This window comes from Variovorax sp. GW460-12-1-14-LB1 (genome assembly GCF_059423605.1).
This window is the reverse complement of the sequence record NZ_JBWKYF010000026.1, coordinates 1-20,350: the sequence shown is the minus strand read 5'-3', so window position 1 is coordinate 20,350 and position 20,350 is coordinate 1. Positions and strand designations below refer to the sequence as shown.

At 69.2% G+C, this 20,350-nt stretch carries 18 protein-coding genes; 1 reads left to right on the top strand and 17 read right to left on the bottom strand.

Annotated elements, in window-relative coordinates; genetic code table 11:
- Positions 1-11 precede the first annotated feature (11 nt).
- The 17 genes from AC07Y4_RS15250 to alaS all read right to left on the bottom strand — a co-directional run bounded on the left by AC07Y4_RS15250 (position 12) and on the right by alaS (position 18,728).
- The gene (locus AC07Y4_RS15250; RefSeq protein ID WP_487847164.1) at positions 12-1,055 is read right to left on the bottom strand and encodes a Rieske 2Fe-2S domain-containing protein; all 1,044 of its coding nucleotides are present in this window, start codon (positions 1,053-1,055) and stop codon (positions 12-14) included.
- An 11-nt stretch (positions 1,056-1,066) separates the two neighbouring features.
- A complete protein-coding gene (locus AC07Y4_RS15245) occupies positions 1,067-1,288 on the bottom strand; it encodes a recombinase-like helix-turn-helix domain-containing protein (protein WP_095744981.1) in 222 nt (73 codons plus the stop codon).
- 30 nt (positions 1,289-1,318) lie between these two features.
- Positions 1,319-2,488, bottom strand: coding sequence for an FAD-dependent monooxygenase (locus AC07Y4_RS15240; protein WP_495274813.1), 1,170 nt, complete (start codon positions 2,486-2,488; stop codon positions 1,319-1,321).
- A gap of 32 nt (positions 2,489-2,520) precedes the next feature.
- The gene (locus AC07Y4_RS15235; RefSeq protein ID WP_307693878.1) at positions 2,521-3,507 is read right to left on the bottom strand and encodes a Bug family tripartite tricarboxylate transporter substrate binding protein; all 987 of its coding nucleotides are present in this window, start codon (positions 3,505-3,507) and stop codon (positions 2,521-2,523) included.
- 14 nt (positions 3,508-3,521) lie between these two features.
- Entirely contained in the window at positions 3,522-4,493 is a 972-nt protein-coding gene (locus AC07Y4_RS15230) for a VOC family protein (RefSeq protein WP_487847167.1), read from the bottom strand.
- 13 nt (positions 4,494-4,506) lie between these two features.
- On the bottom strand, positions 4,507-5,982 hold the full coding sequence (locus tag AC07Y4_RS15225) for an aldehyde dehydrogenase (RefSeq protein ID WP_062474590.1): 1,476 nt from the start codon (positions 5,980-5,982) through the stop codon (positions 4,507-4,509).
- Between the two features lie 8 nt (positions 5,983-5,990).
- A complete protein-coding gene (locus AC07Y4_RS15220) occupies positions 5,991-6,791 on the bottom strand; it encodes an aspartate dehydrogenase (protein ID WP_369632549.1) in 801 nt (266 codons plus the stop codon).
- Between the two features lie 20 nt (positions 6,792-6,811).
- Positions 6,812-8,509, bottom strand: a complete 1,698-nt coding sequence (locus AC07Y4_RS15215; protein WP_062474586.1) for a thiamine pyrophosphate-binding protein — start codon at positions 8,507-8,509, stop codon at positions 6,812-6,814.
- A complete protein-coding gene (locus tag AC07Y4_RS15210; RefSeq protein WP_495274812.1) occupies positions 8,502-9,341 on the bottom strand; it encodes an SDR family oxidoreductase in 840 nt (279 codons plus the stop codon). The genes AC07Y4_RS15215 and AC07Y4_RS15210 overlap by 8 nt, the downstream gene beginning before the upstream one ends.
- A gap of 20 nt (positions 9,342-9,361) precedes the next feature.
- Complete coding sequence (locus tag AC07Y4_RS15205; RefSeq protein ID WP_070060330.1) at positions 9,362-10,195, bottom strand: IclR family transcriptional regulator; 834 nt, start codon at positions 10,193-10,195, stop codon at positions 9,362-9,364.
- A gap of 36 nt (positions 10,196-10,231) precedes the next feature.
- Positions 10,232-11,101, bottom strand: coding sequence for an alpha/beta fold hydrolase (locus AC07Y4_RS15200; protein WP_487847169.1), 870 nt, complete (start codon positions 11,099-11,101; stop codon positions 10,232-10,234).
- A gap of 27 nt (positions 11,102-11,128) precedes the next feature.
- Positions 11,129-11,677 (bottom strand): cupin domain-containing protein, encoded by a 549-nt coding sequence (locus AC07Y4_RS15195; RefSeq protein WP_487847170.1) that lies wholly within the window; start codon positions 11,675-11,677, stop codon positions 11,129-11,131.
- A gap of 43 nt (positions 11,678-11,720) precedes the next feature.
- Positions 11,721-12,479 carry an SDR family oxidoreductase gene (locus tag AC07Y4_RS15190; protein WP_487847343.1) on the bottom strand — a complete coding sequence of 253 codons (759 nt, stop codon included), beginning with the start codon at positions 12,477-12,479 and terminating at the stop codon, positions 11,721-11,723.
- A gap of 86 nt (positions 12,480-12,565) precedes the next feature.
- The gene (locus tag AC07Y4_RS15185; protein WP_487847171.1) at positions 12,566-13,549 is read right to left on the bottom strand and encodes a Bug family tripartite tricarboxylate transporter substrate binding protein; all 984 of its coding nucleotides are present in this window, start codon (positions 13,547-13,549) and stop codon (positions 12,566-12,568) included.
- Positions 13,550-13,739: 190 nt separating this feature from the next.
- A complete protein-coding gene (locus AC07Y4_RS15180) occupies positions 13,740-14,999 on the bottom strand; it encodes a D-amino acid dehydrogenase (protein ID WP_487847172.1) in 1,260 nt (419 codons plus the stop codon).
- A gap of 54 nt (positions 15,000-15,053) precedes the next feature.
- On the bottom strand, positions 15,054-16,070 hold the full coding sequence (locus tag AC07Y4_RS15175; protein ID WP_070060324.1) for a 2-dehydropantoate 2-reductase: 1,017 nt from the start codon (positions 16,068-16,070) through the stop codon (positions 15,054-15,056).
- Positions 16,071-16,103: 33 nt separating this feature from the next.
- Positions 16,104-18,728: an alanine--tRNA ligase gene (gene alaS, locus AC07Y4_RS15170; RefSeq protein ID WP_495274811.1), complete on the bottom strand. Its 2,625-nt coding sequence runs from the start codon at positions 18,726-18,728 to the stop codon at positions 16,104-16,106.
- A 261-nt stretch (positions 18,729-18,989) separates the two neighbouring features.
- Between alaS and AC07Y4_RS15165 the strand changes: the two genes are divergently transcribed.
- Positions 18,990-19,811: a ferritin-like domain-containing protein gene (locus AC07Y4_RS15165; protein WP_095947537.1), complete on the top strand. Its 822-nt coding sequence runs from the start codon at positions 18,990-18,992 to the stop codon at positions 19,809-19,811.
- Positions 19,812-20,350 lie beyond the last annotated feature (539 nt).

Genomic DNA, 20,350 nt, shown 5'->3' with positions numbered 1-20,350 from the left:
TTGCTTGCAGTTCAGGCCGTGGCGGCCTCGGCTTGCGCCAGCTGTGCCTGCGCGAGGTTGCGCATGTGGCGACGCAGACGGACGATGCCCAGGTCGTGCTGGTACAGGTTCTCGTGCTGGTTGGCGTCGGCTTCCATTTCTTCGAGCATCACGCGGTCTTGTTCCAGCACGTGCCAGTGGCGCGCCTCGAGGCGGTTCTTGTAGAGGAAGCGCCAGGTGTCGCGCTCCCAGCCCGGCGACAGCTTGCGTGCGCGCCAGAAGAAGGTGGCGGTCATGCCGTTGGCCATGGGCGAGAAGGCGCCGATGATGATGAAGTTGCCGCCGGGGCCGCCGGTCTTCGGGTACGGAATCTCCAGGCGCATCCAGTGGATGCCGGTGTCGGCCCACTCGGTCCAGTCGAAGTTGACGTTGCGCTGGCCTTCCTTCTCGAACACGAAGCCGATGTCGGTCGGGCGCACGCCGAACTTGGCGCTCGAGTCGCCCTCGGCCATCGAGTGCGACTGCTTGTGCAGGTAGGTGCCGTGCATCGGGTCCATCACGTTGTCCAGCACGTAGCGGTAGTCGCCCTTCCACTCGGTGTAGCAAAGGAAGTTGGAGTACTCGGCCTCGTCGGTCAGCTGCTCGGGCAGCACCAGCGGCGGCGGCACGTCGACCGACTCCTTCCCGTTGTAGAGGAACACGGCGCCCGCGCGCTCCTGCACGTGGAAGTGCCGCGTGGCGCGCGAGCCTTCGAGCTTGCAGCCCGGGCTGCCGGGCACGCGCGTGACCACGCCGTCGTGGCGCACTTCGACGCCGTGGTACGGGCACGAGAGCCGGTCGCCCAGCACCACGCCCTGCGACAGCGGCGCGCCGCGGTGCGGGCAGCGGTCTTCCAGCGCGTGCAGCACGCCTTCGCCGTCGCGCCACAGCGCGATCTTGCGGCCGAGGCGGCGCAGGGAGATCGGGTTCTCCTTGATGAAGTGCGAGGGGCAGATCGGGTACCAGAGGTCCTTCAGGCCGATCCCGAGCAGGTGGTCGACCGGATCGGCGGGAACGGGATGGATGGCGATGGTCATGGTGGTTCTCCTCAGGCGGCCAGCGCGGCCATTTCCTTGCGGTACAGCGCCTCGGTCCATGCGAGGCCGCCCGGCGTGGCCAGGCCGCTGTCGTTCAGGCGCTGCACCAGGCCCGGCAGGTCGTGGATGCCGTCGGCGTAGGCGCGTTCGATCACGTCGCCCAGCAGGTCTTCGTAGGTGGTCGCGGGGCGCTGGCGCGCCTGGTGCGGTTGGAGAAAGCGGTCTTGTTGCATCGTGAGCCTCCGTAAGCGAGGGGAAAAATTTCAGGCGGTGGCAGCGACGGCGCCCTGCGCCGGCACGCCCAGCGGCACGGCCCAGGCGTCGTAGGCGTACACCCAGTCGGCGTTACCGCCTTCGCGCAGCCAGTTGTTGCCGCGCGAGCCGAGCTGCACCTGGCTGGCGCGCTCGATACGCGCGGTCTGGTAGGCCTGCAGCGCGGCGGGAATGCCGGCCATGGCCACGCCGTCGAGGTGGCGCGACAGCACCACGGCGTCTTCGATCGCCATGCCGGCGCCTTGCGCCATGAAGGGCAGCATCGGGTGCGCGGCATCGCCCAGCAGCGCCATGCGGCCCTGCGCCCAGGCGGGCATGGGGTCGCGCTCGTACAGCGCGGTCTTCAGCACCGTGTCGCAGGCGTCGAGCAGCGCGCGCGCCTCGGGGTGGTAGGCCACGTACTGCTCGCGCAGCTCGTCGACGCTGCCCGGCGCGGTCCACGACTCGAGGTGCCAGGTGTCCTGCGGCGTGGTGGCGAAGATGAAGATGTCCTTGCCGCGGTTCAGCGGGAAGGTGACGATCTGGCTCTGCGGGTTCGGGCCCCACCACTTGGTGAAGGCGCCCAGGTTGGGCACGCCGGCCACGCGCTCGGCGGGCACCACGGCGCGGTAGGCGACGATGCCCGTGAAGCGCGGGCTCTCGGCGCCGAACATCGCGGTGCGCACGCCCGAGTGGATGCCGTCGGCACCGATGAGCGCACCCACGCGGGCGCTGGTGCCGTCGCTGAACGACAGGGTCACGCCCTTGTCGTCGGCCGCGATGGTCTCGGCGCGCTTGCCCAGCGCCACGCGCTCGGCCGGGAACATGTCGGCCAGCGCGGCCAGCAGGTCGGCGCGGTGGATGGTGAGCTGCGGCGCGCCGTAGCGCTGTTCGGCCGAGTCGGCCATTTCGAGGCGCGAGGTTTCCTCGCCGCTGTCGTAGGTGCGGCTGATGCGGTGCGACGGGCGCGCCGCCGTCACGCGGGCGGCGTCGCCCACGCCCAGGCCGTCGAGTGCGCGCACGGCGTTCGGCGTGAGGTTGATGTCGGCGCCGACGCGGGCGAACTGCTTGGCCTGCTCGAACACGACCACGTCGTGCCCCGCGCGGCGCAGTGCGATGGCGGCGACCAGGCCGCCGATGCCGGCACCGACGATGCCGATGGTGGATTCGCTTGTCTGCATGGTCTCTGTCTCTCTTTGTTCTTGGGCGTGGCTCACTCGGCCACGATGTTGCGGGCCTTGATGATCCGGGCCCAGACGGCCGTCTCATCGCGGATGTGGGCAGCGAACTCGGCGGGCTTCATGGCCGCGTCGGTCATGCCCTGTGCCTTCAGGCGTTCGCGCACGTCGGGCTGGGCCAGCATCTCGGCCGCGTCTTTCGCGAGCTGCTCGACCACCGCGGGCGGCGTGCCCTTGGGGGCCAAGAGGCCATACCACGAGGTCACGGCGACGCCCTGGATGCCCTGCTCCGCCAGCGTGGGGATGTCGGGCGCGGCGGCGCTGCGCTTGGCCTCGGTCACGCCCAGCGCGACAAGCTTGCCGTTCTTGATGAAGGGCATGGTCGCGGGCAGGTTGCTGAACATCAGCGGCACCGAGCCGCCGAGCACGTCGTTGAGTGCGGGCGCCGTGCCCTTGTAGGGCACGTGCAGCAGGTCGATGCCGGCCTGCTGCTTGAACAGCTCGCCCGCCAGGTGCAGGCCGCTGCCCACGCCCGGCGAGGCATACGACAGCGTGTTGGGCTTGGCCTTGGCCATGGCCACGAGTTCCTTGGCGCTCTTGATGCCCGAGGCCGGCGACGCCACCAGCACGTTGGGCGCCTTGGCGAGCATGGTGACGGGCACGAAGTCCTTCTCGATGTTGAACGGGAAGTTCGGCATCAGCGTCGGGTTGATCGTGAGGTTGCCGGCCGGCACCACGAGCAGCGTGTGGCCGTCGCCCTTGGCGCGCTTGACCTTGTCGATGCCGATGTTGCCGGCCGCGCCCACCATGTTCTCGACCACGGCCGCCTGGCCGTAGCGCTTGGCCAGGCCGTCCGACAGGATGCGGGCCAGCGTGTCGACCGGGCCGCCGGGCGGGAACGGCGAGACGATGGTGAAGCGGTCGCTCGACAGTTGCTTGTGCGCGTCGCTCTGTGCATGCGCGGGCAAGGCGATGGCCAGCGCCGCGGCGGCCAGCAGGGAGAAGGAGAAACGTCGTTGCATGAGGGTCACCGGATTCATTTCTTCTCGGTCAGGAAAGCACCTTTCGGGCCTTCCGCGTTCTTCTGACGGCGGGTGTGGCCATCGAGGCCGCCATCGACCGCCCATTCGGCGAACACGGTCGGGCCGGGTTCGAACTCGCGCGGCTGCCAGTCGGCGGTGAGCTGGTCTTCGTCGGCGTAATACTCGATGAGGCCGCCGGCCGGGTTCTTGAAGTACCAGAAGTACGCCGACGACACCGGGTGGCGGCCCGGGCCCAGCTGGGTGTCCCAGCCGCAACGCGAAAAATGCAGGCCGCCGCCGAACACCTCGTGGATGTCGCGCACGGTGAAGGCCACGTGGTTGAGCCCGCGCTTGCCCGAGGGAATCTGCAGCAGGAACAGGTCATGGTGGCCGCCCTCGGGCGCGCAGCGCATGAAGGCGCCGCGGTTCGGATAGCCGTCGGACGAGACGAAGCCGAAGCGCTGCGCATAGAACGCGCTCGTGCCCTTCACGTCGCTCACGAAGAACACGACGTGGCCGACCTCGATCGGCGTGGCGCGTTCGTAGATCGGTGCGGGCTGGTTCACGCGCGGCTTGGCGTTCCAGGTGTTCATGGCGCCGCAATCGACCTCGACCGCGCGCTTGCGGCTGACCTGCAGGCGCACGGCCAGGCCGTTGGGGTCGGTGCAGCCGATGCGGCGCGCGCCGTCGACCGTGGTGTCGGTGAAGGCCGGGTCTTGCGCGATGGCGGCGGCGTAGCGGTCCAGGTCGGCGTCGCTTTCCACGCCCCACACCACTTCGCGCAGCGTCGGACCCTCTTCCATCGCGGGCGGCAGGCCGGGCTTGTCCCACGCCGCAACGACCACCTTGCAGCCGTTGAGGCACTCGAAGACGAGTTCGTCGGCGGCTTCGGACGTGAGTGCGAGGCCCCAGTCCTGGAAGAACTGGCGGCAGGCGGGCAGGTCGTCCGCGCCGTAGGTGATCTGGTCGATGCCAAGTACGCTCATCGTGTGCTCCTGTTCAGTTCGCCCACGGGAGCGGTTGTTCATTGGTGCCCCAGTACATGCTCTTTTGCTCCATGTACTGGAAGATGCCTTCGCGGCCCTTCTCGCGGCCCAGGCCGCTGTCGCGCCAGCCGCCGAACGGCGTCGAGACCGAGAACTGCTTGTAGGTGTTGACCCAGACCGTGCCGGCCTGCACCGCGCGGCCCAGCTTCCAGGCGCGCTTGAAGTCGCGGCTCCACACGCCGGCGGCCAGCGCGTAGACGCTGTCGTTGGCCTGCGCGATCAGTTCTTCCTCGTTGTCGAAGGGCATCGCGACCAGCACCGGGCCGAAGATTTCTTCCTGGCTGATGCGGGCGTTGTTGGTCAGGCCTTCGAGGATGGTCGGCTGGTAGAAGTAGCCCTTGTCGTAGTCGGCGCCGTGCGGGCGCACGCCGCCCGTGCGGATGCGCCCGCCCTCGGACACGCCCAGATCCACGTAGCGCTCGATGCCTTCGCGGTGCTTGGCCGTGATGAGCGGCCCCATCTGCGTGCGCTCCGAGGCCGGGTCCCCCACGCGCAGGGCATTGGCGCCTTCGGCCAGCCGCGTGAGGAACTCGTCGTAGATGCCACGCGCCACGAACAGGCGCGAGCCCGCGATGCACGACTCGCCCGACGAACTGAAGATGCCGTACAGCACGCCGTTCACCGCATGGTCGAGGTCCGCGTCGTCGAGCACCATGGTGGGCGACTTGCCGCCGAGTTCGAGCGACACCGGCATCATCTTGTCGGCCGCGATGTGGGCGATGTGCTTGCCGGTGGTGGTGCCGCCGGTGAACGACACGCGCTTGACCAGCGGGTGCTTGGTGATCGCGTCGCCGATCACCGAGCCCTTGCCCGGCAGCACGCTCACGATGCCCTTGGGCACGCCGGCCAGCTCGCAGATGCGCGCCAGCTCCAGCGCCATGAGCGGCGTGACTTCGGCGGGCTTCACGACCACCGCGTTGCCGGCGGCCAGCGCGGGCGCCAGCTTCTGGGCTTCGCTCGCGATGGGCGAGTTCCACGGCGTGATGGCCGCGACCACGCCCATGGGCTCGTGCACGCTCATCGTGACGAACGCGCCGCGCGAGGGGGTGATGGTTTCTTCGAGCGTCTCCAATGCGGCAGCGAAGAACTGGAAGGTGCCCGCGGCGCTGGCCACGAGGTTGCGGGTTTCGCTGATCGGCTTGCCGTTGTCCAGGCGCTGCTTCTGCGCCAGCGACTCGCCCTCTTCGCGGATCAGCTGGGCCACGCGGTGCAGCACGGCGGCGCGCTCGTGCGGCAGGCGCTGGGCCCAGCCGCTGGTGCGAAAGGCGTGGTCGGCGCGCGTGATGGCTTCTTCGACGTCGGCCAGGCTCGCGGCCTTCAGGCGCGCGATGGGCTCGCCGGTGGCCGGGTACAGGCTTTCGTAGACGTCGCCGCCGCCCAGGCGCCATTCGCCGGCGATGCAGATCGGAAGGAGTTCGGTGGAGATCATGGGGTGGCTCAGATGGCAAGGGGCGCGACGCGGTTGCGCAGCGCGCGCACGGCGCTGTACACGGTCAGGGCCGAGGTCTTGGGGTTGGCCGCGAGCGGCTTGTTGCGCATGGTCAGCGCGAAGCTGCCGAAGGCGCCTTCGGCTTCGACGGTGTGCACGTTCTCGGTGGTGGCCGGGTCGGCAATGAGGCGCACCAGCGTCTGGTCCAGGCCCAGGCCCGCGAGCGACACGGTGGCCGCCACGTTGGCATTCTTCGGATAGAGCAAGGCGGCTTCGCGCGCACTGCCTTCGAAGATCACGGTTTCGTGCGCCAGCGTGTCCAGGTTGCGGCCCTGCTCGGCCGGCGTGCCCTTCCAGGCCTGCGGCGGCTTGCGGCCGGTGTAGCGCACGCTGTCCAGGCCGCCGATGCGGGCCGCGGCCAGCGCGTCGATGCCGCCGATGGCGCCGGGAATCAGCTGCACCTGCGTGCGGCCGGCGACGGCGGCGGCTTCGAGCTTCTCGGCGAAGCCCGTGGCCGACAGCGCACCCACCGACGCCACCACGCAGGGCGTACCGCGTGCCAGCGCGGGCAGCACGTGCTCCTCGATGGCGGCATGGCCGGCGGTCTCGACCACCAGGTCGATGCCGTCGGCGGGCACGGCGCTGCCCACCTGCGCGCCAGGGGCGACCTTCTGCGCGGCGGCAATGCCTTCGGCCGGCACGACGATGGCCACCACCTTCAGGGCGGGATCGCCGCGCAGCAGTTCGAGCACCGAGGTGCCGATGGCTCCGCAGCCGACGAGTGCGATGCGCGTGATGGCAGTGGTCATGCGTGGGGCTCCGCGTTCGCTCACTTGGCCGCGCCGAGCGCGGGAATCTGCGTGACCGTGTTGGTCGGCGGGCCGGCGAAGCTGGTCTTGAAACCGCCGATCGACAGCATGTCGATCTCCAGCAGGAACGGGCCGTCGGCGGCCAGCGCCTGGTCCAGCTGCGCCGGCAGGTCGGCCAGGTCTTTCACGCGGGCATGCGGCAGCGCGATCGACTTGCACAGCAGGTCGTAGTCGGGCGTGTGCAGCTCGGCGTAGCACTGGCGGCCGCCGTACTGCGCGTCCTGGATGTTCTTGATCACGCCGTAGCTCTTGTCGTTCATGAGCACGATGACCATGGGCGCCTTCTCCTGCACCATGCAGGCCAGCTCGCCCAGGTTCAGGATGAAGCCGCCGTCGCCGGCCAGGCAGAAGGTCTTGCGGCCCGAGCCCGTCACCGCCGCGCCGATGGCCGCGCCGATGGCCATGGGCATGCCCTGGCCGATGCCGCCGCCCGTGGCGTGCACGCCGGCGCTGGGTTCGAACACGCGCAGCTCGCGGTTGCCCCAGGTGCTGTTGGACACCGTGACGTCGCGCACCCAGTTGAACTTGCGGCCGGCCACCGACTGCAGCTGACGCACGAGCTCGGCGTACGGGCCGAGGCCGTCGCGCAGCGTGGCCACGGCCTGGTCGTGCGCGGCGCGCAGGTCGACCAGCAGCTGCGGGTCGGCCTGGTACTTCGCGGCTTCGAGGCGGTCGGCCAGGCCGTCGAGGGCCAGCGCGGAATCGCCGCAGACAAAGGCCTCGGATGCATAGCAGCGGCCTTCGGCGGCGGCATCGGCGTCGATGCGGTACAGCGGGCGCGGCAGCTTCAGTTCGTACTTGAGCGTCTCGTTGCCGCGCAGGCGCGAACCGACCACGAGCATCGCATCGCAGGTCTGGTAGAAGGCCTCGACGGGCTTCTGGATGTTGTAGGCGCCGAGCGAGCCGGCGTCGTCCTCGGGCACCGTGCCGCGGCCCTGCGTGGTCGTGACCACGCCGAAGCCCAGCTTCTGCAGCCGCTGGATCGCACTGCGCGCATGGCGGGCACCGCCCCCCACCCACAGCAGCGGACGCTTGGCGGTGGCCAGCCGCGCGGCCAGTGCATCGAGGCCGGCGGCCGAAGGCACGGGGCGCTCGATGGGCAGCGGCGACAGGTCGGCCGGCATGGTCGTGAGCGCCGACTGGATGTCGATCGGAATCTCCACGCTCACCGGGCCGGTCGGCGCCGTCATCGCGAGCTGCACCGCGCGCTTGAGCGTGCCCAGCACCGTCTCAACGCTGCGCACGCGCAGCGCGGCCTTCGACACCGCCTTGAGCATGGTGAGCTGGTCGGGTGCTTCGTGGATGTACGACATGCCCTTGTCCAGGTACGGCGTCTCGATCTGGCCCGTGATGTGCAAGAGCGGCGCACCGGCCGTCAGTGCCTCGACCATGCTGCCGGCGATGTTGCCCGCGGCCGGGCCGGTGCTGGTGATGCACACGCCCAGGCTGGCGGTGGAGCGCGCATAGGCGTCGGCCATGTTGCCCGCGCCGGCCTCGCCGCGCGCCGAGATGAAGCGCACCGTGCCGCGCTGCGCGAAGGCATCGAGGATCGGCATGTTGTGGATCGAGATCACGCCGAAGGCTGCCTTGACGCCGCACTGCTCGAGGAACGCGGCGACGACGGCGCCGACCGTGACGGTGTTGTTGGGGTTATGCATGGCGGGAATGGCCTCCGGAGATGTCGATGTGGCTGCCGGTCGTGTACGACGCGAGCGGTGAAGCAAGGAAAAGGATCGCGCGCGCGGCTTCGGTCGGAAGCCCCAGGCGACCCAGCGGGATGTGTTTGGTGGTGGCGAGCTGGCGGCTCCAGGCGGCCCAGTCCTGCGACTTGTCTTCGCGCGCCTCGAAGCGGCGGCGCCACTGGCCCGACTCGACCAGGCCGATCAGGATGCCGTTGACGCGCACGCCCTGCGGCGCGAACTCGGTGGCCATGGAGCGCACGAGGTTCAGCAGGCCCGCGCGCGCGGCCGAGGTGGCGACCATGTGCGGCTCGGGCTGGCGCGCGAGCAGCGAGTTGGCGCAGACGATGGCGGCATCGCCCAGCACCGCGCGCTGCGCCGTGAGCTGCGGCAGGAAGGCGCGCGTCGGGTGGATGACCGAAAAGAACTTCAGGTGCAGCTCTTGCATCCAGGCCGCGTCGTCGGTGTCGGCGAAGGTGGAGACGCGCCCCTGCCCTGCGTTGTTGACCAGCATCGACGCCGGGCCGAGCGCGGCCTCGCTGGCGGCGGCGAAGGCGCGCACCGAGGCGGCGTCCAGCACGTCGCAGGTCTGCGCGAACAGCTTGGCGTCGGGGTGTTGCGCGCGCAGGCTGGCCGCGGCGGCATCGAGCCGTTCGGCGTTGCGTCCGCACAGCGCCACGGCGGCGCCGCAGCCCAGCAGCAGCTCGACGGTGGCCAGGCCGATGCCCGACGACCCGCCCGTGACCACGGCCACGCGGCCGGCCAGTGCGTCGGCGGCGAAGAAGGAGGAGGAAGGGGCGAGGGTCGTCATGGTCGATCTGAAATCAGTCGTCAGGCGCTGCGCAGCGGCACCACCTTGCTGGTGCGCGCGGGCGAGTAATTGAGCAGGCCCGAGATCTCGTCGGCGGTGCCGCGCACGCGCTGAACCATCTCGTCCATGCGGTTCTCGTCGATGTGGCCCGAGGTGATGGTGGCGCCCAGCGCCGCCACGATGTGGCCGCTGTGGTCGCGCACCGGTGCAGCGATGGTCGAGATGTTCGATTCGAAGAAGCCCTCGCCCAGCACATAGCCGCGCTGGCGGTCGGCCTGCACCATGTCGAACAGCTCGTTCACGGTCTTGGGAGTGCTCGGCGAGAAGGTCTCGAGCTTGTCTTCGGGGTACAGCGCGCGCAGCTGCGGCAGCGTGAGGTCTTCCAGCAGGATGCGACCCAGCACGGTGGCGTGGGCCGGCAGGCGCGTGCCCACCGTGACCGAGCTGGCGAAGGGCGTGGCCGGCGCCACCTTGGCGACGTAGACGATCGAGCGGCCGTCGCGCACCACCAGGTTGCAGGGCGTGCGCAGCTCGTCGCACAGGCGGTTGAGCAGCGGCGTGCCCAGCTGCGTGAGCTCCAGCGAGGCCAGGTATTCGAAGCCCAGGCGCAGCACGGCCAGGCCCAGGCGGTAGTCGCGCCCGCCCTCGGCGCGCTCGAGGAAGCCCATGTTCTCCAGCGTGGTGAGCAGGCGGAAGACGGTCGAGCGCGGCAGATCGAAGCGGCGCGCCAGCTCGGGCGCGGAGAGCGTCCGGCTCTCGCGGCTGAACTCGCACAGCACGCGCAGGCCGCGCTCCAGCGCGGGCACGTTGTAGCGGTCTGCGCCCTCTTCCATCACTTCGTTGTCGGTGGCCATGTCTGGATTCCTCTCGGTTGTCTTGTTCGTGTCGGGTCAGCCGGCGAGCGATTCGCGCAGCAAGGCGGCGACGGCCTGCGGTTGTTCCACATAGCCGGCGTGACCCGCATCGTCCACCAATTCGAGGGGCACGCCGCAGCGGCGCGCGACTTCTTCGCAGGCGGCGGGCGGCGTGACGACGTCGAGCGCACCGCAGGCCACGCGCACGGGCATCGGCGGCGGCAGGTCGGCCAGCAGGTCGGCGTTGCACAGCAGCTCGACGGCCTGGCGGTAGCCGTGGTCGTTCAGGCGCGCCATGTTCCAGCGCACCCACTGGCGGGCGTGTTCGCTGGCACCGTCGGACACGAGCCGGCCCGCGCGCTTGGCGGCCATGCCGGCAATGCCGAGGTCGTCGAGCGTGGCCAGGCGTTCGGCGCGCACCTTGGCGCGGGCGTCGATGCGCGCGGCGGCGCCATAACCGATGGCGGGGCTCACGAGCACGAGGCGGCGGATGCGGGCACTGGCGCTCGCATCGCTGCGGGCGGCCGACGCGGCGACGATGGCGCCCAGCGAATGGCCGACGAGCACGCAGGAGCGGATCGACAACGCATCGAGCATTTCTTCAAGGCGTGCGGCGTAGTCGGCGCCGGTCGGCGCGGCCGAAGCCAGCGGCGTCGAGCGGCCGTAACCCGGTGCGTCCCACGCGATGAGGCAGGCCTGCGGCGCCAGCAGCGCCGCGGTGTCGAGCCACGAGGCCGCGCCCGAGCCGATGCCGTGCAGGCACACGATGACCGGACCCTGCCCGCATTCGCGCACCGACACCACCGCGCCGCCGCCCACCGCGACGTCGCGGGCCGGAAAGCGCGCGTCGAGCCGCGCCAGCTCGGAAGCCGGCAGGGTCTGCGCGGAGATGTCGACGGTGCTCATGACCTGTTCGCTCGCTTGCTTGCTCGCTCAGCGCTTGATCTTGGCCAGAGGGTGGTCGGCGGGGTACGTCGGCGTGACGGGCTTCTTGGCGCCGAGCATCACGCACATGAGCGCGTCTTCGTCGCCGATGTTGATCTCTTCGCGGTACACGCCGGGCGGCACCGAGATCAGGTCGCGGTCGGTCATGATGGTTTCGAAGCGCTCGCCGTCCTTCTCGATCACGACCTTGAGCTTGCCGCGGATGAGGAAGAACACTTCTTCCACGTCGGTGTGGATGTGCGGCGGGCCTTCGTGGCCGGCCGGGATCACCATGGTCGAGAAGGTGAAGTGCTCCGAGGGCACGGTGTTGGTGTCGGCCGCGACACCGGTGCCGCCGGTGCCCACGTAGCGCATCTGCGCGCGGCGGAACTTGGGGTCGAAGTCGGCCTGGAACTTCAGCGCGTCCCAGTCGTACTTGCGGGTTTCGTAGCGGGCGATGCGGGTGTTCATCCACTCGGCCAGGCTGCTGCCCTCGGGCTGCGCCAGGGTGTTGGTGGCGCTGTTGTTGATCTTCTGCTGTTCGGACAAATCGCTCATGGGTGTACTCCTTGGTCGGGAAATTCGGTCGTTGGTGACGGGTTCAGTGCATCGCGAAGCCGCCGTTGACGGCGAGCAGCTGGCCGGTGACGAAGCGCGCCAGGCCGGACAGCAGGAACACGGTCGCGCCGCAGACGTCGGCCGCCTGCTGCTCGCGCGGGATGGCGCGGCCTTCGAGGTACTTCTGGTGGCGCGCCATCGGCACGTACTCGGTGGCCTCGACCAGCGTGAGGCCGGGCGCCACGGCGTTCACCGTGATGTTGTCGCCGCCCCATTCGCGCGCCAGCGAGCGCGTCATGGAAATGACGGCGCCCTTGCTCGAGGCATAGGCCAGCAGGTTGGGGGCGCCCCACAGCGCCGTGTCCGACGCCAGGTTGACGATGGCGCCACGGCCGCTGGCCGCCAGCGCGGGGCGGCAGGCGCGACCCATGAGCCAGCTGCCGCGCACGTTGACGTTCATCACGCGGTCCCACATGTCGATCTCGAGCTGGTGCGCGTCGCGCCCGCCCGAGTTGGTGATGGCGGCGTTGTTGACGAGACCATCGAGGCCGCCCAGCAGGCGCACCGCCTCGGCGGCACCCGCCTCGATGGAAGCCGGGTCCGACAGGTCGATGGCCAGCGCGTGCGCCGTGCGGCCGGCCTCGCGCAGCGCCTGGGCTTCGGTCTCGGCCAGCTCGCCGAGGATGTCGGCCAGCACCACGCTCGCCCCCGCCGCGGCCACGCACTGCGCGAACGCCAGGCCCAGGCCGCGCGCACCGCCGGTCACGAGCACGCGGCGGCCAGCCAGCAGGTTGGCGGGCATCTCGGCCAGCAGCGACTGCAGGCTGGAGGGATCGGCGATGGCTTTGAGGTCGGTCATGGCGGGCGTCACGTCGGGTGGGGTGAGGTTCAGTCGGCCTGGATGCCGAGTTCCTTGATGACCTTGCCGAAGCGCGCGAAGTCGGCGGCGTTGGTCTTGGCCAGCACGTCGGCGTCGCCGCCCACGGGCGTGGTGCCCAGCACGGCCATGCGCGCGACGATGTCGGGCATCTTCAGGATCTCGTTGAAGTGGCCGTTGAGCGTCTTCACGATCTCGGGCGGCAGGTTGCGCGGGCCCCACAGGCCGTTCCAGGCGGTGAGCTCGACGTCCTTGTAGCCCAGCTCGGCGAAGGTCGGCACCTTGGGCGCGAGCGGCGAGCGCTCGCGCGAGGCCACGGCCAGCGGGACCATCTTGCCGTTGGGCATGTAGGGCGCCACCGGGCCCAGCGTGATGAAGGTCACCGGCACGTGGCCGCCGAGCACGTCGTTGACGGCGGGCGCCACGCCCTTGTAGGGCACGTGCGCCAGGCTGGTGCCCGAGGCGCGGGCGAACATTTCGCCCAGGATGTGCATCGGCGAGCCGCTGCCCGGGCTGGCGTAGCTCAGCGACTTGCCGCCCTTGGCCGCGGCCACCGCGTCCTTCAGGCCGGTGTAGCCCTTGGCGCCGCTGGCCACCAGGAACAGCGGCAGGTTGCCGGTCTGCACGATCGGCGTGAAGCCGTTGAGCACGTCGTAGCCCGAGGTGCTGCCGGTCTTGAGCACCAGCTGCGCGATCGAGAAGGTGCTGGGCGCGAGCAGCAGCGTGTAGCCGTCGGGCGCGGCCTTCGACACGAAAGCGCTGCCAATGATGCCGCTGGCGCCGGGGCGGTTGTCGACCACCACGGGCTGGCCGACGCGGGCCGAGAGCTTTTCGGCGTACAGGCGCGCCAGGGCGTCGGTGTCGCCACCCGCCGGATAGGCAACGACCAGCGTGATCGGCTTGCTGGGGTAGGTGTCTGCCCAGGCGAATCCGGAAGCGCAAGCGGCGGCCAGGGAGACGGCAGCGGCGATGGCGAGGCGGCGAGTGTGTGTCATCGAGGGTCCGTGGAATCGGTGGCTTGTTTCACTAAAGAAACAACGATTTATTAATGGAACACCGCGAGAATACCGACGAAGACAACTTCATGGCTAGGTAAAAACCCTAGTTGAGGTGAAGCCAGGCTGCGCGCGCACGAAAAAGGGCGGCCGTTTCGGGCCGCCCTTCGAGGGAGGAAGCGGGGTTGGGCTACCCGCCGTAGCGCGCCACGGTCAGGCCTTCCATGTCGATTTCGGGCGCCCTGCCCGCGACCAGGTCGGCCATCACGCGGCCGGTGCCGGCCGCCATGGTCCAGCCGAGCGTGCCGTGGCCGGTGCTCAGCAGCAGGTTGGGCACGCGGGTGGCGCCGATCACCGGCGTGCCGTCGGGCGTCATGGGGCGCAGGCCGGTCCAGAAGGACGCATCGCGCACCGGGCCGCCGCGCGGGAACAGGTCGGTCACGACGTGCTCAAGCGTGTCGCGCCGCCGCGCATCGAGCGCGAGGTCGAAGCCCGAGAGCTGCGCCGTGCCGCCCACGCGGATGCGATCGCCCAGGCGCGTGACGGCGACCTTGAAGGTCTCGTCCATCACGGTGGATTCGGGCGCGCCGCTCGCGTCGGTGATGGGCACCGTGATCGAGAAACCCTTGACCGGGTACACCGGCAGGTCGATGCCCAAGGGCCGCACCAGCGCAGGCGAGTAGCTGCCGAGCGCGACCACGTAGCGGTCGGCGGTGAAATGGCCCTGGTCGGTGCGCACCCCGGTCACGCCCTTCCCCGCTTCGTGTTCGATGGCCTGGATGTTCACGCCGAATCTGAATTGCACGCCCTCGGCTTCGGCCAGCTTGGCCAGCGCCTGCGTGAACTTGAAGCAGTCGCCGGTCTCGTCGCCCGGCAGTCGCAGGCCGCCGACGAACTTGTCCTTCACGGCGCCGAGCGCGGGCTCATGCAGCACGCAGCCGTCGCGGTCGAGCACCTGGTAAGGCACGCCCGACGCCTTCAGCACTTCCACGTCCTTCGCGGTGCCGTCGAGCTGTGCCTGCGTGCGAAAGAGCTGCAACGTGCCCTGCATGCGCTCGTCGTAGCGGATGCCGGTGTCGGCGCGCAGCGCCTTCAGGCAGTCGCGGCTGTATTCGGCCAGCCGCACCATGCGGCCCTTGTTGAGTTCGTAGCGCGCCTGCGTGCAGTTGCGCAGCATCGACAGACCCCAGCGCCACATCGCCGGATCGAGCATTGGCTTGATGACCAGCGGGCTGTGCTGCATGAGCATCCACTTGATCGCCTTGACCGGCACGCCGGGCCCGGCCCACGGCGCCGAGTAGCCGGGCGACACCTCGCCCGCGTTGCCGAAGCTGGTTTCGAGCGCGGGCGCCGGCTGGCGCTCCAGCACCGTCACCGTGTGCCCGGCGCGCGCCAGGTAGTACGCCACCGAGGTGCCGATGACACCGCTGCCGAGAATCAGGACCTGCATGACAACCCCTCCCTCTTGAAAGCCGCCATGGGCCTGAGAGTACAGGGTCGGCGCTTACAGGCCCAGCGAGTCCTGCAGTTCGCGCGCCGTCCAGCGCTTCGGCTGTTGCGGCCAGGCCTCGAGCAGCGCGACCATGCGCGCGTTGCGCGGTGCGCTCAGGCCGTGCTCCTGCGCGAGCCGCACCACCTCGCCGCTGAGCGCATCGATCTCGGTGCGACGGCCCAGTGCGAGGTCGTCGGCCATGCTGGAGCGGGCCTTGGCGTCGATGCGCAGCATGCGCGCCGCGACGATGCGAAACAGCCAGTCGGGCAAGCGCAGCAGGCCCGGCAAGCGCCGCGCCGGCACGGCCGCCACTTGCGCGGGCACGATGCCGCCGGTGCGCAGCACGCCCAGCGTTTCGTCGATGAGCGCCGCGAAGCAGCGGCGGTAGCCGCGCTGCATGAGTTCGTCGCGCAGCGGCAGGCCCGACAGCGCATTGACCGGATTGTTGAGGTTGAGCAGCAGCTTGCCCCACTGCACCGGCAGCAGGTCGGCATGCAGGTCGAGCGGCACGCCGGCGCGCTCGAACACGGGCAGCCAGTCGCGCAATGCGGGGTCGTCTTCCGCGGCCAGCCGTCCGGGCGTGCCCCGGTGGAAGGCGCCGTCGTCGATCTCGGCCACGTTGTACGGCACCATGCCGGCGCGGATGTTGAGCGAGGGGCCGGCCTGCCCCGCTGCGGCGCAGTTCGAGATGCCGTTCTGCAACGAAACCACCGTGGTGCCGGCCGGCAAGGCAAAGGCCAGCTCGCGCGCCGCTTCGGCGGTGGCGCCGCTCTTCACGCACAGCAACACCAGCGCGGGCCGCGCGCCCACCGGCACCTGCTCGCACAGGCGCAGCGTGGGCGCCGCCAGCTTGTGCCGGGCGCCGTCGAGGTCGGTGAGCGTGAGGCCGTGGCGCGCGAGCTTGTCGAGCACGCGCGGGCGGCCGACGAAGGTGACGGGCACGCCCGCCGCCGCCAGGCTGCCGCCGATGAAACAGCCGATGGTGCCCGCCCCCATCACGAGCACTTCACCGGGGATCGCGTCGGACATGAAGTGCTGTGTGGGTAGTGAGCGGAAAGGACCTCAGGTCCGTTGGGCGACCCAGGCCTGCACCGATTGCAGCGCGGCCGGCAGGCCCGCGGCGTCGGTGCCGCCGGCCATGGCCATGTCGGGCTTGCCGCCGCCCTTGCCACCGACCTGCTGGGCCACGAAGTTGACCAGCTCGCCGGCCTTGACCTTGCCGATGCTGTCGGCCGTGACGCCGGCCGCGATCTGCACCTTGTCGCCGTCCACGGCGGCCAGCACGATGGCGGCGGTCTTCAGCTTGTCCTTGAGCTTGTCCATGGTGTCGCGCAGCGTCTTGGCGTCGGCGCCGTCGAGCTTGGCCGCGAGCACCTTGATGCCGTTGACGTCCACCGCCTGCGCGATGAGCTCGTCGCCCTTGGACGACGCGAGCTTGCCCTTGAGCGCGCCCACTTCGCGTTCGAGCGTCTTGACCTGCTCGAGCACCTGCGAGAGGCGGCCCTGCAGCTCGGCGGCCGGCGACTTGAGCGTGGCGGCCACGCTGTGCACGGTCGATTCGAGGTCCTGCAGGTACGACAACGCATTGGCGCCCGTGACGGCTTCGATGCGGCGCACGCCGGCGGCCACGCCGCCTTCGCTCACGATCTTGAACAGGCCGATGTCGCCCGTGCGGCCCACGTGGGTGCCGCCGCACAGTTCGCGGCTGGTGCCGATGTCGAGCACGCGCACGGTCTCGCCGTACTTCTCGCCGAACAGCATCATGGCGCCGGTCTTCTGGGCCGACTCGAGGTCCATCACGCAGGCCTGCGTGGGCGCGTTGTCCAGGATCTCGGCGTTGACGCGCTTCTCGATCTCGAGAATCTGCTCGCGCGTGACGGGGGCGTTGTGCGCGAAGTCGAAGCGCGTCTTGTCGGCATCGACCAGCGAGCCCTTCTGTTGCACGTGGTCGCCCAGCACTTCGCGCAGGGCCTTGTGCATCAGGTGGGTGACCGAGTGGTTGCGCATGGTGGCGGCGCGGCGCGCGGTGTCGACCGCGGCCTTGACCGTGTCGCCGACCTTCAGCGTGCCTTGCGTCTGCGTGCCGTGGTGGCCGAACACGTCGGCCTTGATCTTCTGCGTGTCGTCGACGCCGAACTGCACGCCTTCGGCCACGAGCACGCCCTGGTCGCCGACCTGGCCGCCGCTTTCCGAATAGAAGGGCGTGGTGTCGAGCACCACGATGCCGCTCTGGCCTTCCTTCAGCTCGTTGACGGCCACGCCTTCGAGGTACAGCGCGACGACCTTCGCGTTTTCTTCGAGGTGGTCGTAGCCGGTGAAGGTGTTGCCCACGCCGGCGTATTCGACGTTGCGGTCCATCTTGAACTTGCCGGCGGCACGGCCCGCGGCCTTCTGCTTTTCCATCGCGGCGTGAAAGCCCGCTTCGTCGACGCTCAGGCCGCGCTCGCGGCACACGTCGGCCGACAGGTCGAGCGGAAAGCCGTAGGTGTCGTGCAGCTTGAAGGCGACGTCGCCCGGCAGCACCTTGGCATCGCCGGCCAGCGCCGCGTCGAGGATTTCCATGCCGTTGGCCAGCGTTTCGAAGAAGCGTTCCTCCTCGGCCTTCAGCGTGTCGATGATGCGTTTCTCGTCAGCCACCAGCTTGGGGTACGCGTCGCCCATGAGCTTCACGAGGTCGGGCACCAGCTTGTGGAAGAAGGGCTTCTTCTGGCCCAGCTTGTAGCCGTGGCGGATGGCGCGGCGCACGATGCGCCGCTGCACGTAGCCGCGGCCTTCGTTCGACGGAATGACGCCGTCGGCCACCAGGAAGGAGGTGGCGCGGATGTGGTCGGCGATCACGCGCAGCGAGTTGTTCGACAGGTCTTGCGTGCCGGTCTCGCGGCCGGCGGCCTTGATGAGCGCGTCGAAGATGTCGATTTCGTAGTTGCTGTGCACGTGCTGCAGGATCGCCGCCAGGCGCTCCAGGCCCATGCCGGTGTCGACGCAGGGCGCGGGCAGCTTCTTGACCGAGCCGTCGGGCTGCATGTCGAACTGCATGAACACGTTGTTCCAGATCTCGATGTAGCGGTCGCCGTCTTCATCGGGCGAGCCAGGCGGGCCGCCGGGGATCTCGGGGCCGTGGTCGTAGAAGATTTCGGAGCACGGGCCGCACGGGCCCGTGTCGGCCATCATCCAGAAGTTGTCGGACATGTAGCGACCGCCCTTGTTGTCGCCGATGCGCACGACGCGCTCGGGCGGCAGGCCGATTTCCTTGGTCCAGATGTCGTAGGCCTCGTCGTCCTCGATGTAGACGGTGGCCCAGAGCTTTTCGGCCGGCAGCTTGTAGACCTGGGTCAGCAGCTCGAAGGCCCACTTCAGCGAGTCGCGCTTGAAGTAGTCGCCGAAGCTCCAGTTGCCCAGCATCTCGAAGAAGGTGTGGTGGCGCGCGGTGTAGCCCACGTTCTCGAGGTCGTTGTGCTTGCCGCCGGCACGCAGGCAGGCCTGCACCGAGGCGGCGCGCACGTAGGGGCGCTTGTCTTCGCCGAGGAACACGTCCTTGAACTGGACCATGCCCGAGTTCGTGAACATGAGCGTCGGGTCGTTGCCCGGCACCAGCGAGCTCGAAGGCACCACGGTGTGGCCCTTGGAGGCGAAGAAATCGAGAAAGGTCTTGCGGATGTCCGCGACCGTGAATGTGGGCTGGCTCATCTTTGGATTTCGTCTGCTGTCGGGGGCGGCCTGGCGATGGCGACCCTGCGTCGAAACCACTGCGTTGAACCGGCCTAACTGCTTGATTTGCTTGAACAATCGATTATAGGTTTGCGCATGGTGCCTGGGCCCGCCGCGGGCCTTGCGCACGCGCGATCCGGGAGCCGGGGCTAATATGGACGGCTGAAGCGGTGCGCGCCCTCCCCGGCTGCAGCCTGTTTCTTCCCTGTTTTCATCGGCAACATGAATCAAGGAGCACGCATGGCGGGTCAGGCGTCGGAACACTGGAAGATCGAAGACCTCGATTTCTCCCGCATCGCACGCGAGCAGGTGCGCACGGACGAGAACCTCTTCTACCTGGTGGCGTCGGCCTCCTTCATCGAGAGCGGCTCCGACCTGTACACGCAGAACCTGGTCGATTTCTTCCGGGGCGACGACGAGGTCACCGAGTGGCTGTCGAACCACTGGGAGCAGGAAGAACTGCAGCACGGCCGGGCCCTGCGCGCCTACGTGGACCACGTCTGGCCCGAATTCCCCTGGGAAAGCGCCTACCGCGGCTTTCTCGACGAGTACGCCACCTATTGCAAGGTCGAGCTGCTGGCCCCGACCCGCGCCCTGGAAATGACCGCCCGCTGCGTGGTCGAGACCGGCACCGCCACCTACTACCGGGCCATGGCCCGCAGCACCACCGAGCCGGTGCTGCGCGACCTGGCCACCCGCATCGCGACCGACGAGGTCAACCACTACAAGCACTTCTACCGGTTCTTTCGCCGCTACCGCGCGCAGGAGCGGCTGAACCGTTTCCGCGTGATGGGCACCATCGGCCGGCGCACGCTGGAGCTGAAAAGCGAGGACGCCGACTGCGCCGTCCGCCACGTGCTGCAGGCCCGCGCCCCGCACCGCGCTGGCGACGCGGCCTACGTGCAGCAGCTGAGCGCGCACATGAACCGCACCATCCGCACCCACCTGAGCCCCGCCGCCACGCTCAAGATGCTGATGCGCCCGCTGGAACTGCCGGCCCGGGTGCAGACGGTGATCCAGTACCCGATCCGGCAGTTCATGGAGCATGTCTTCCTGCGCTGACGGGCCAAAACCCCAGAAAACGCCGGAAAACGCGCAAAAAAAACCCAGCACGATGCTGGGCTGAATCTCTGGATTGCTGTCACGCACAGAGAACCCGCACTTGAAGCGAGTCCGCAAAATTTAGGGCCCGGGCCGCCCCCGGCTTGTCGGACAACACCGACAGTTCTGCACGATCGTTCGGACCGAGGGTATCCCCCGAAGCTCGAAAAGTGCCAAATTCTTCACACTTTTTAACTTGTCCTACGGTTACGACATTTTTCAGCTGACATGCTGGGCGCGCGTCCTCGCCGAGGATGCACTTGCTGTCACGCAACAGGGCCGCAAAAGAAGAGCTCTCTGTTTGCCTTAGAGCGCGCCCCTTCGGGGGCCCCTCGAGATACCCGCTCCGGCGGGTATTTTTTTGCCCGCCGCCGGGCCGGCCGTCGCCCTACCACATCGCCATGACGGGTTTTCCCAATCCGGTGGGGACAATGTTGTGGAAAACCGTGTGTGCAGCGCGCGAAACCCTTGCCTGGCGGGGCCTGCAACGCGGTGCCTGC

Bases quoted from the DNA above. Each gene is read 5' to 3' on its own strand.
- AC07Y4_RS15250 (WP_487847164.1), bottom strand. From the start codon at position 1,055: ATGACCATCGCCATCCATCCCGTTCCCGCCGATCCGGTCGACCACCTG.
- AC07Y4_RS15245 (WP_095744981.1), bottom strand. From the start codon at position 1,288: ATGCAACAAGACCGCTTTCTCCAACCGCACCAGGCGCGCCAGCGCCCC.
- AC07Y4_RS15240 (WP_495274813.1), bottom strand. From the start codon at position 2,488: ATGCAGACAAGCGAATCCACCATCGGCATCGTCGGTGCCGGCATCGGC.
- AC07Y4_RS15235 (WP_307693878.1), bottom strand. From the start codon at position 3,507: ATGCAACGACGTTTCTCCTTCTCCCTGCTGGCCGCCGCGGCGCTGGCC.
- AC07Y4_RS15230 (WP_487847167.1), bottom strand. From the start codon at position 4,493: ATGAGCGTACTTGGCATCGACCAGATCACCTACGGCGCGGACGACCTG.
- AC07Y4_RS15225 (WP_062474590.1), bottom strand. From the start codon at position 5,982: ATGATCTCCACCGAACTCCTTCCGATCTGCATCGCCGGCGAATGGCGC.
- AC07Y4_RS15220 (WP_369632549.1), bottom strand. From the start codon at position 6,791: ATGACCACTGCCATCACGCGCATCGCACTCGTCGGCTGCGGAGCCATC.
- AC07Y4_RS15215 (WP_062474586.1), bottom strand. From the start codon at position 8,509: ATGCATAACCCCAACAACACCGTCACGGTCGGCGCCGTCGTCGCCGCG.
- AC07Y4_RS15210 (WP_495274812.1), bottom strand. From the start codon at position 9,341: ATGACGACCCTCGCCCCTTCCTCCTCCTTCTTCGCCGCCGACGCACTG.
- AC07Y4_RS15205 (WP_070060330.1), bottom strand. From the start codon at position 10,195: ATGGCCACCGACAACGAAGTGATGGAAGAGGGCGCAGACCGCTACAAC.
- AC07Y4_RS15200 (WP_487847169.1), bottom strand. From the start codon at position 11,101: ATGAGCACCGTCGACATCTCCGCGCAGACCCTGCCGGCTTCCGAGCTG.
- AC07Y4_RS15195 (WP_487847170.1), bottom strand. From the start codon at position 11,677: ATGAGCGATTTGTCCGAACAGCAGAAGATCAACAACAGCGCCACCAAC.
- AC07Y4_RS15190 (WP_487847343.1), bottom strand. From the start codon at position 12,479: ATGCCCGCCAACCTGCTGGCTGGCCGCCGCGTGCTCGTGACCGGCGGT.
- AC07Y4_RS15185 (WP_487847171.1), bottom strand. From the start codon at position 13,549: ATGACACACACTCGCCGCCTCGCCATCGCCGCTGCCGTCTCCCTGGCC.
- AC07Y4_RS15180 (WP_487847172.1), bottom strand. From the start codon at position 14,999: ATGCAGGTCCTGATTCTCGGCAGCGGTGTCATCGGCACCTCGGTGGCG.
- AC07Y4_RS15175 (WP_070060324.1), bottom strand. From the start codon at position 16,070: ATGTCCGACGCGATCCCCGGTGAAGTGCTCGTGATGGGGGCGGGCACC.
- alaS (WP_495274811.1), bottom strand. From the start codon at position 18,728: ATGAGCCAGCCCACATTCACGGTCGCGGACATCCGCAAGACCTTTCTC.
- AC07Y4_RS15165 (WP_095947537.1), top strand. From the start codon at position 18,990: ATGGCGGGTCAGGCGTCGGAACACTGGAAGATCGAAGACCTCGATTTC.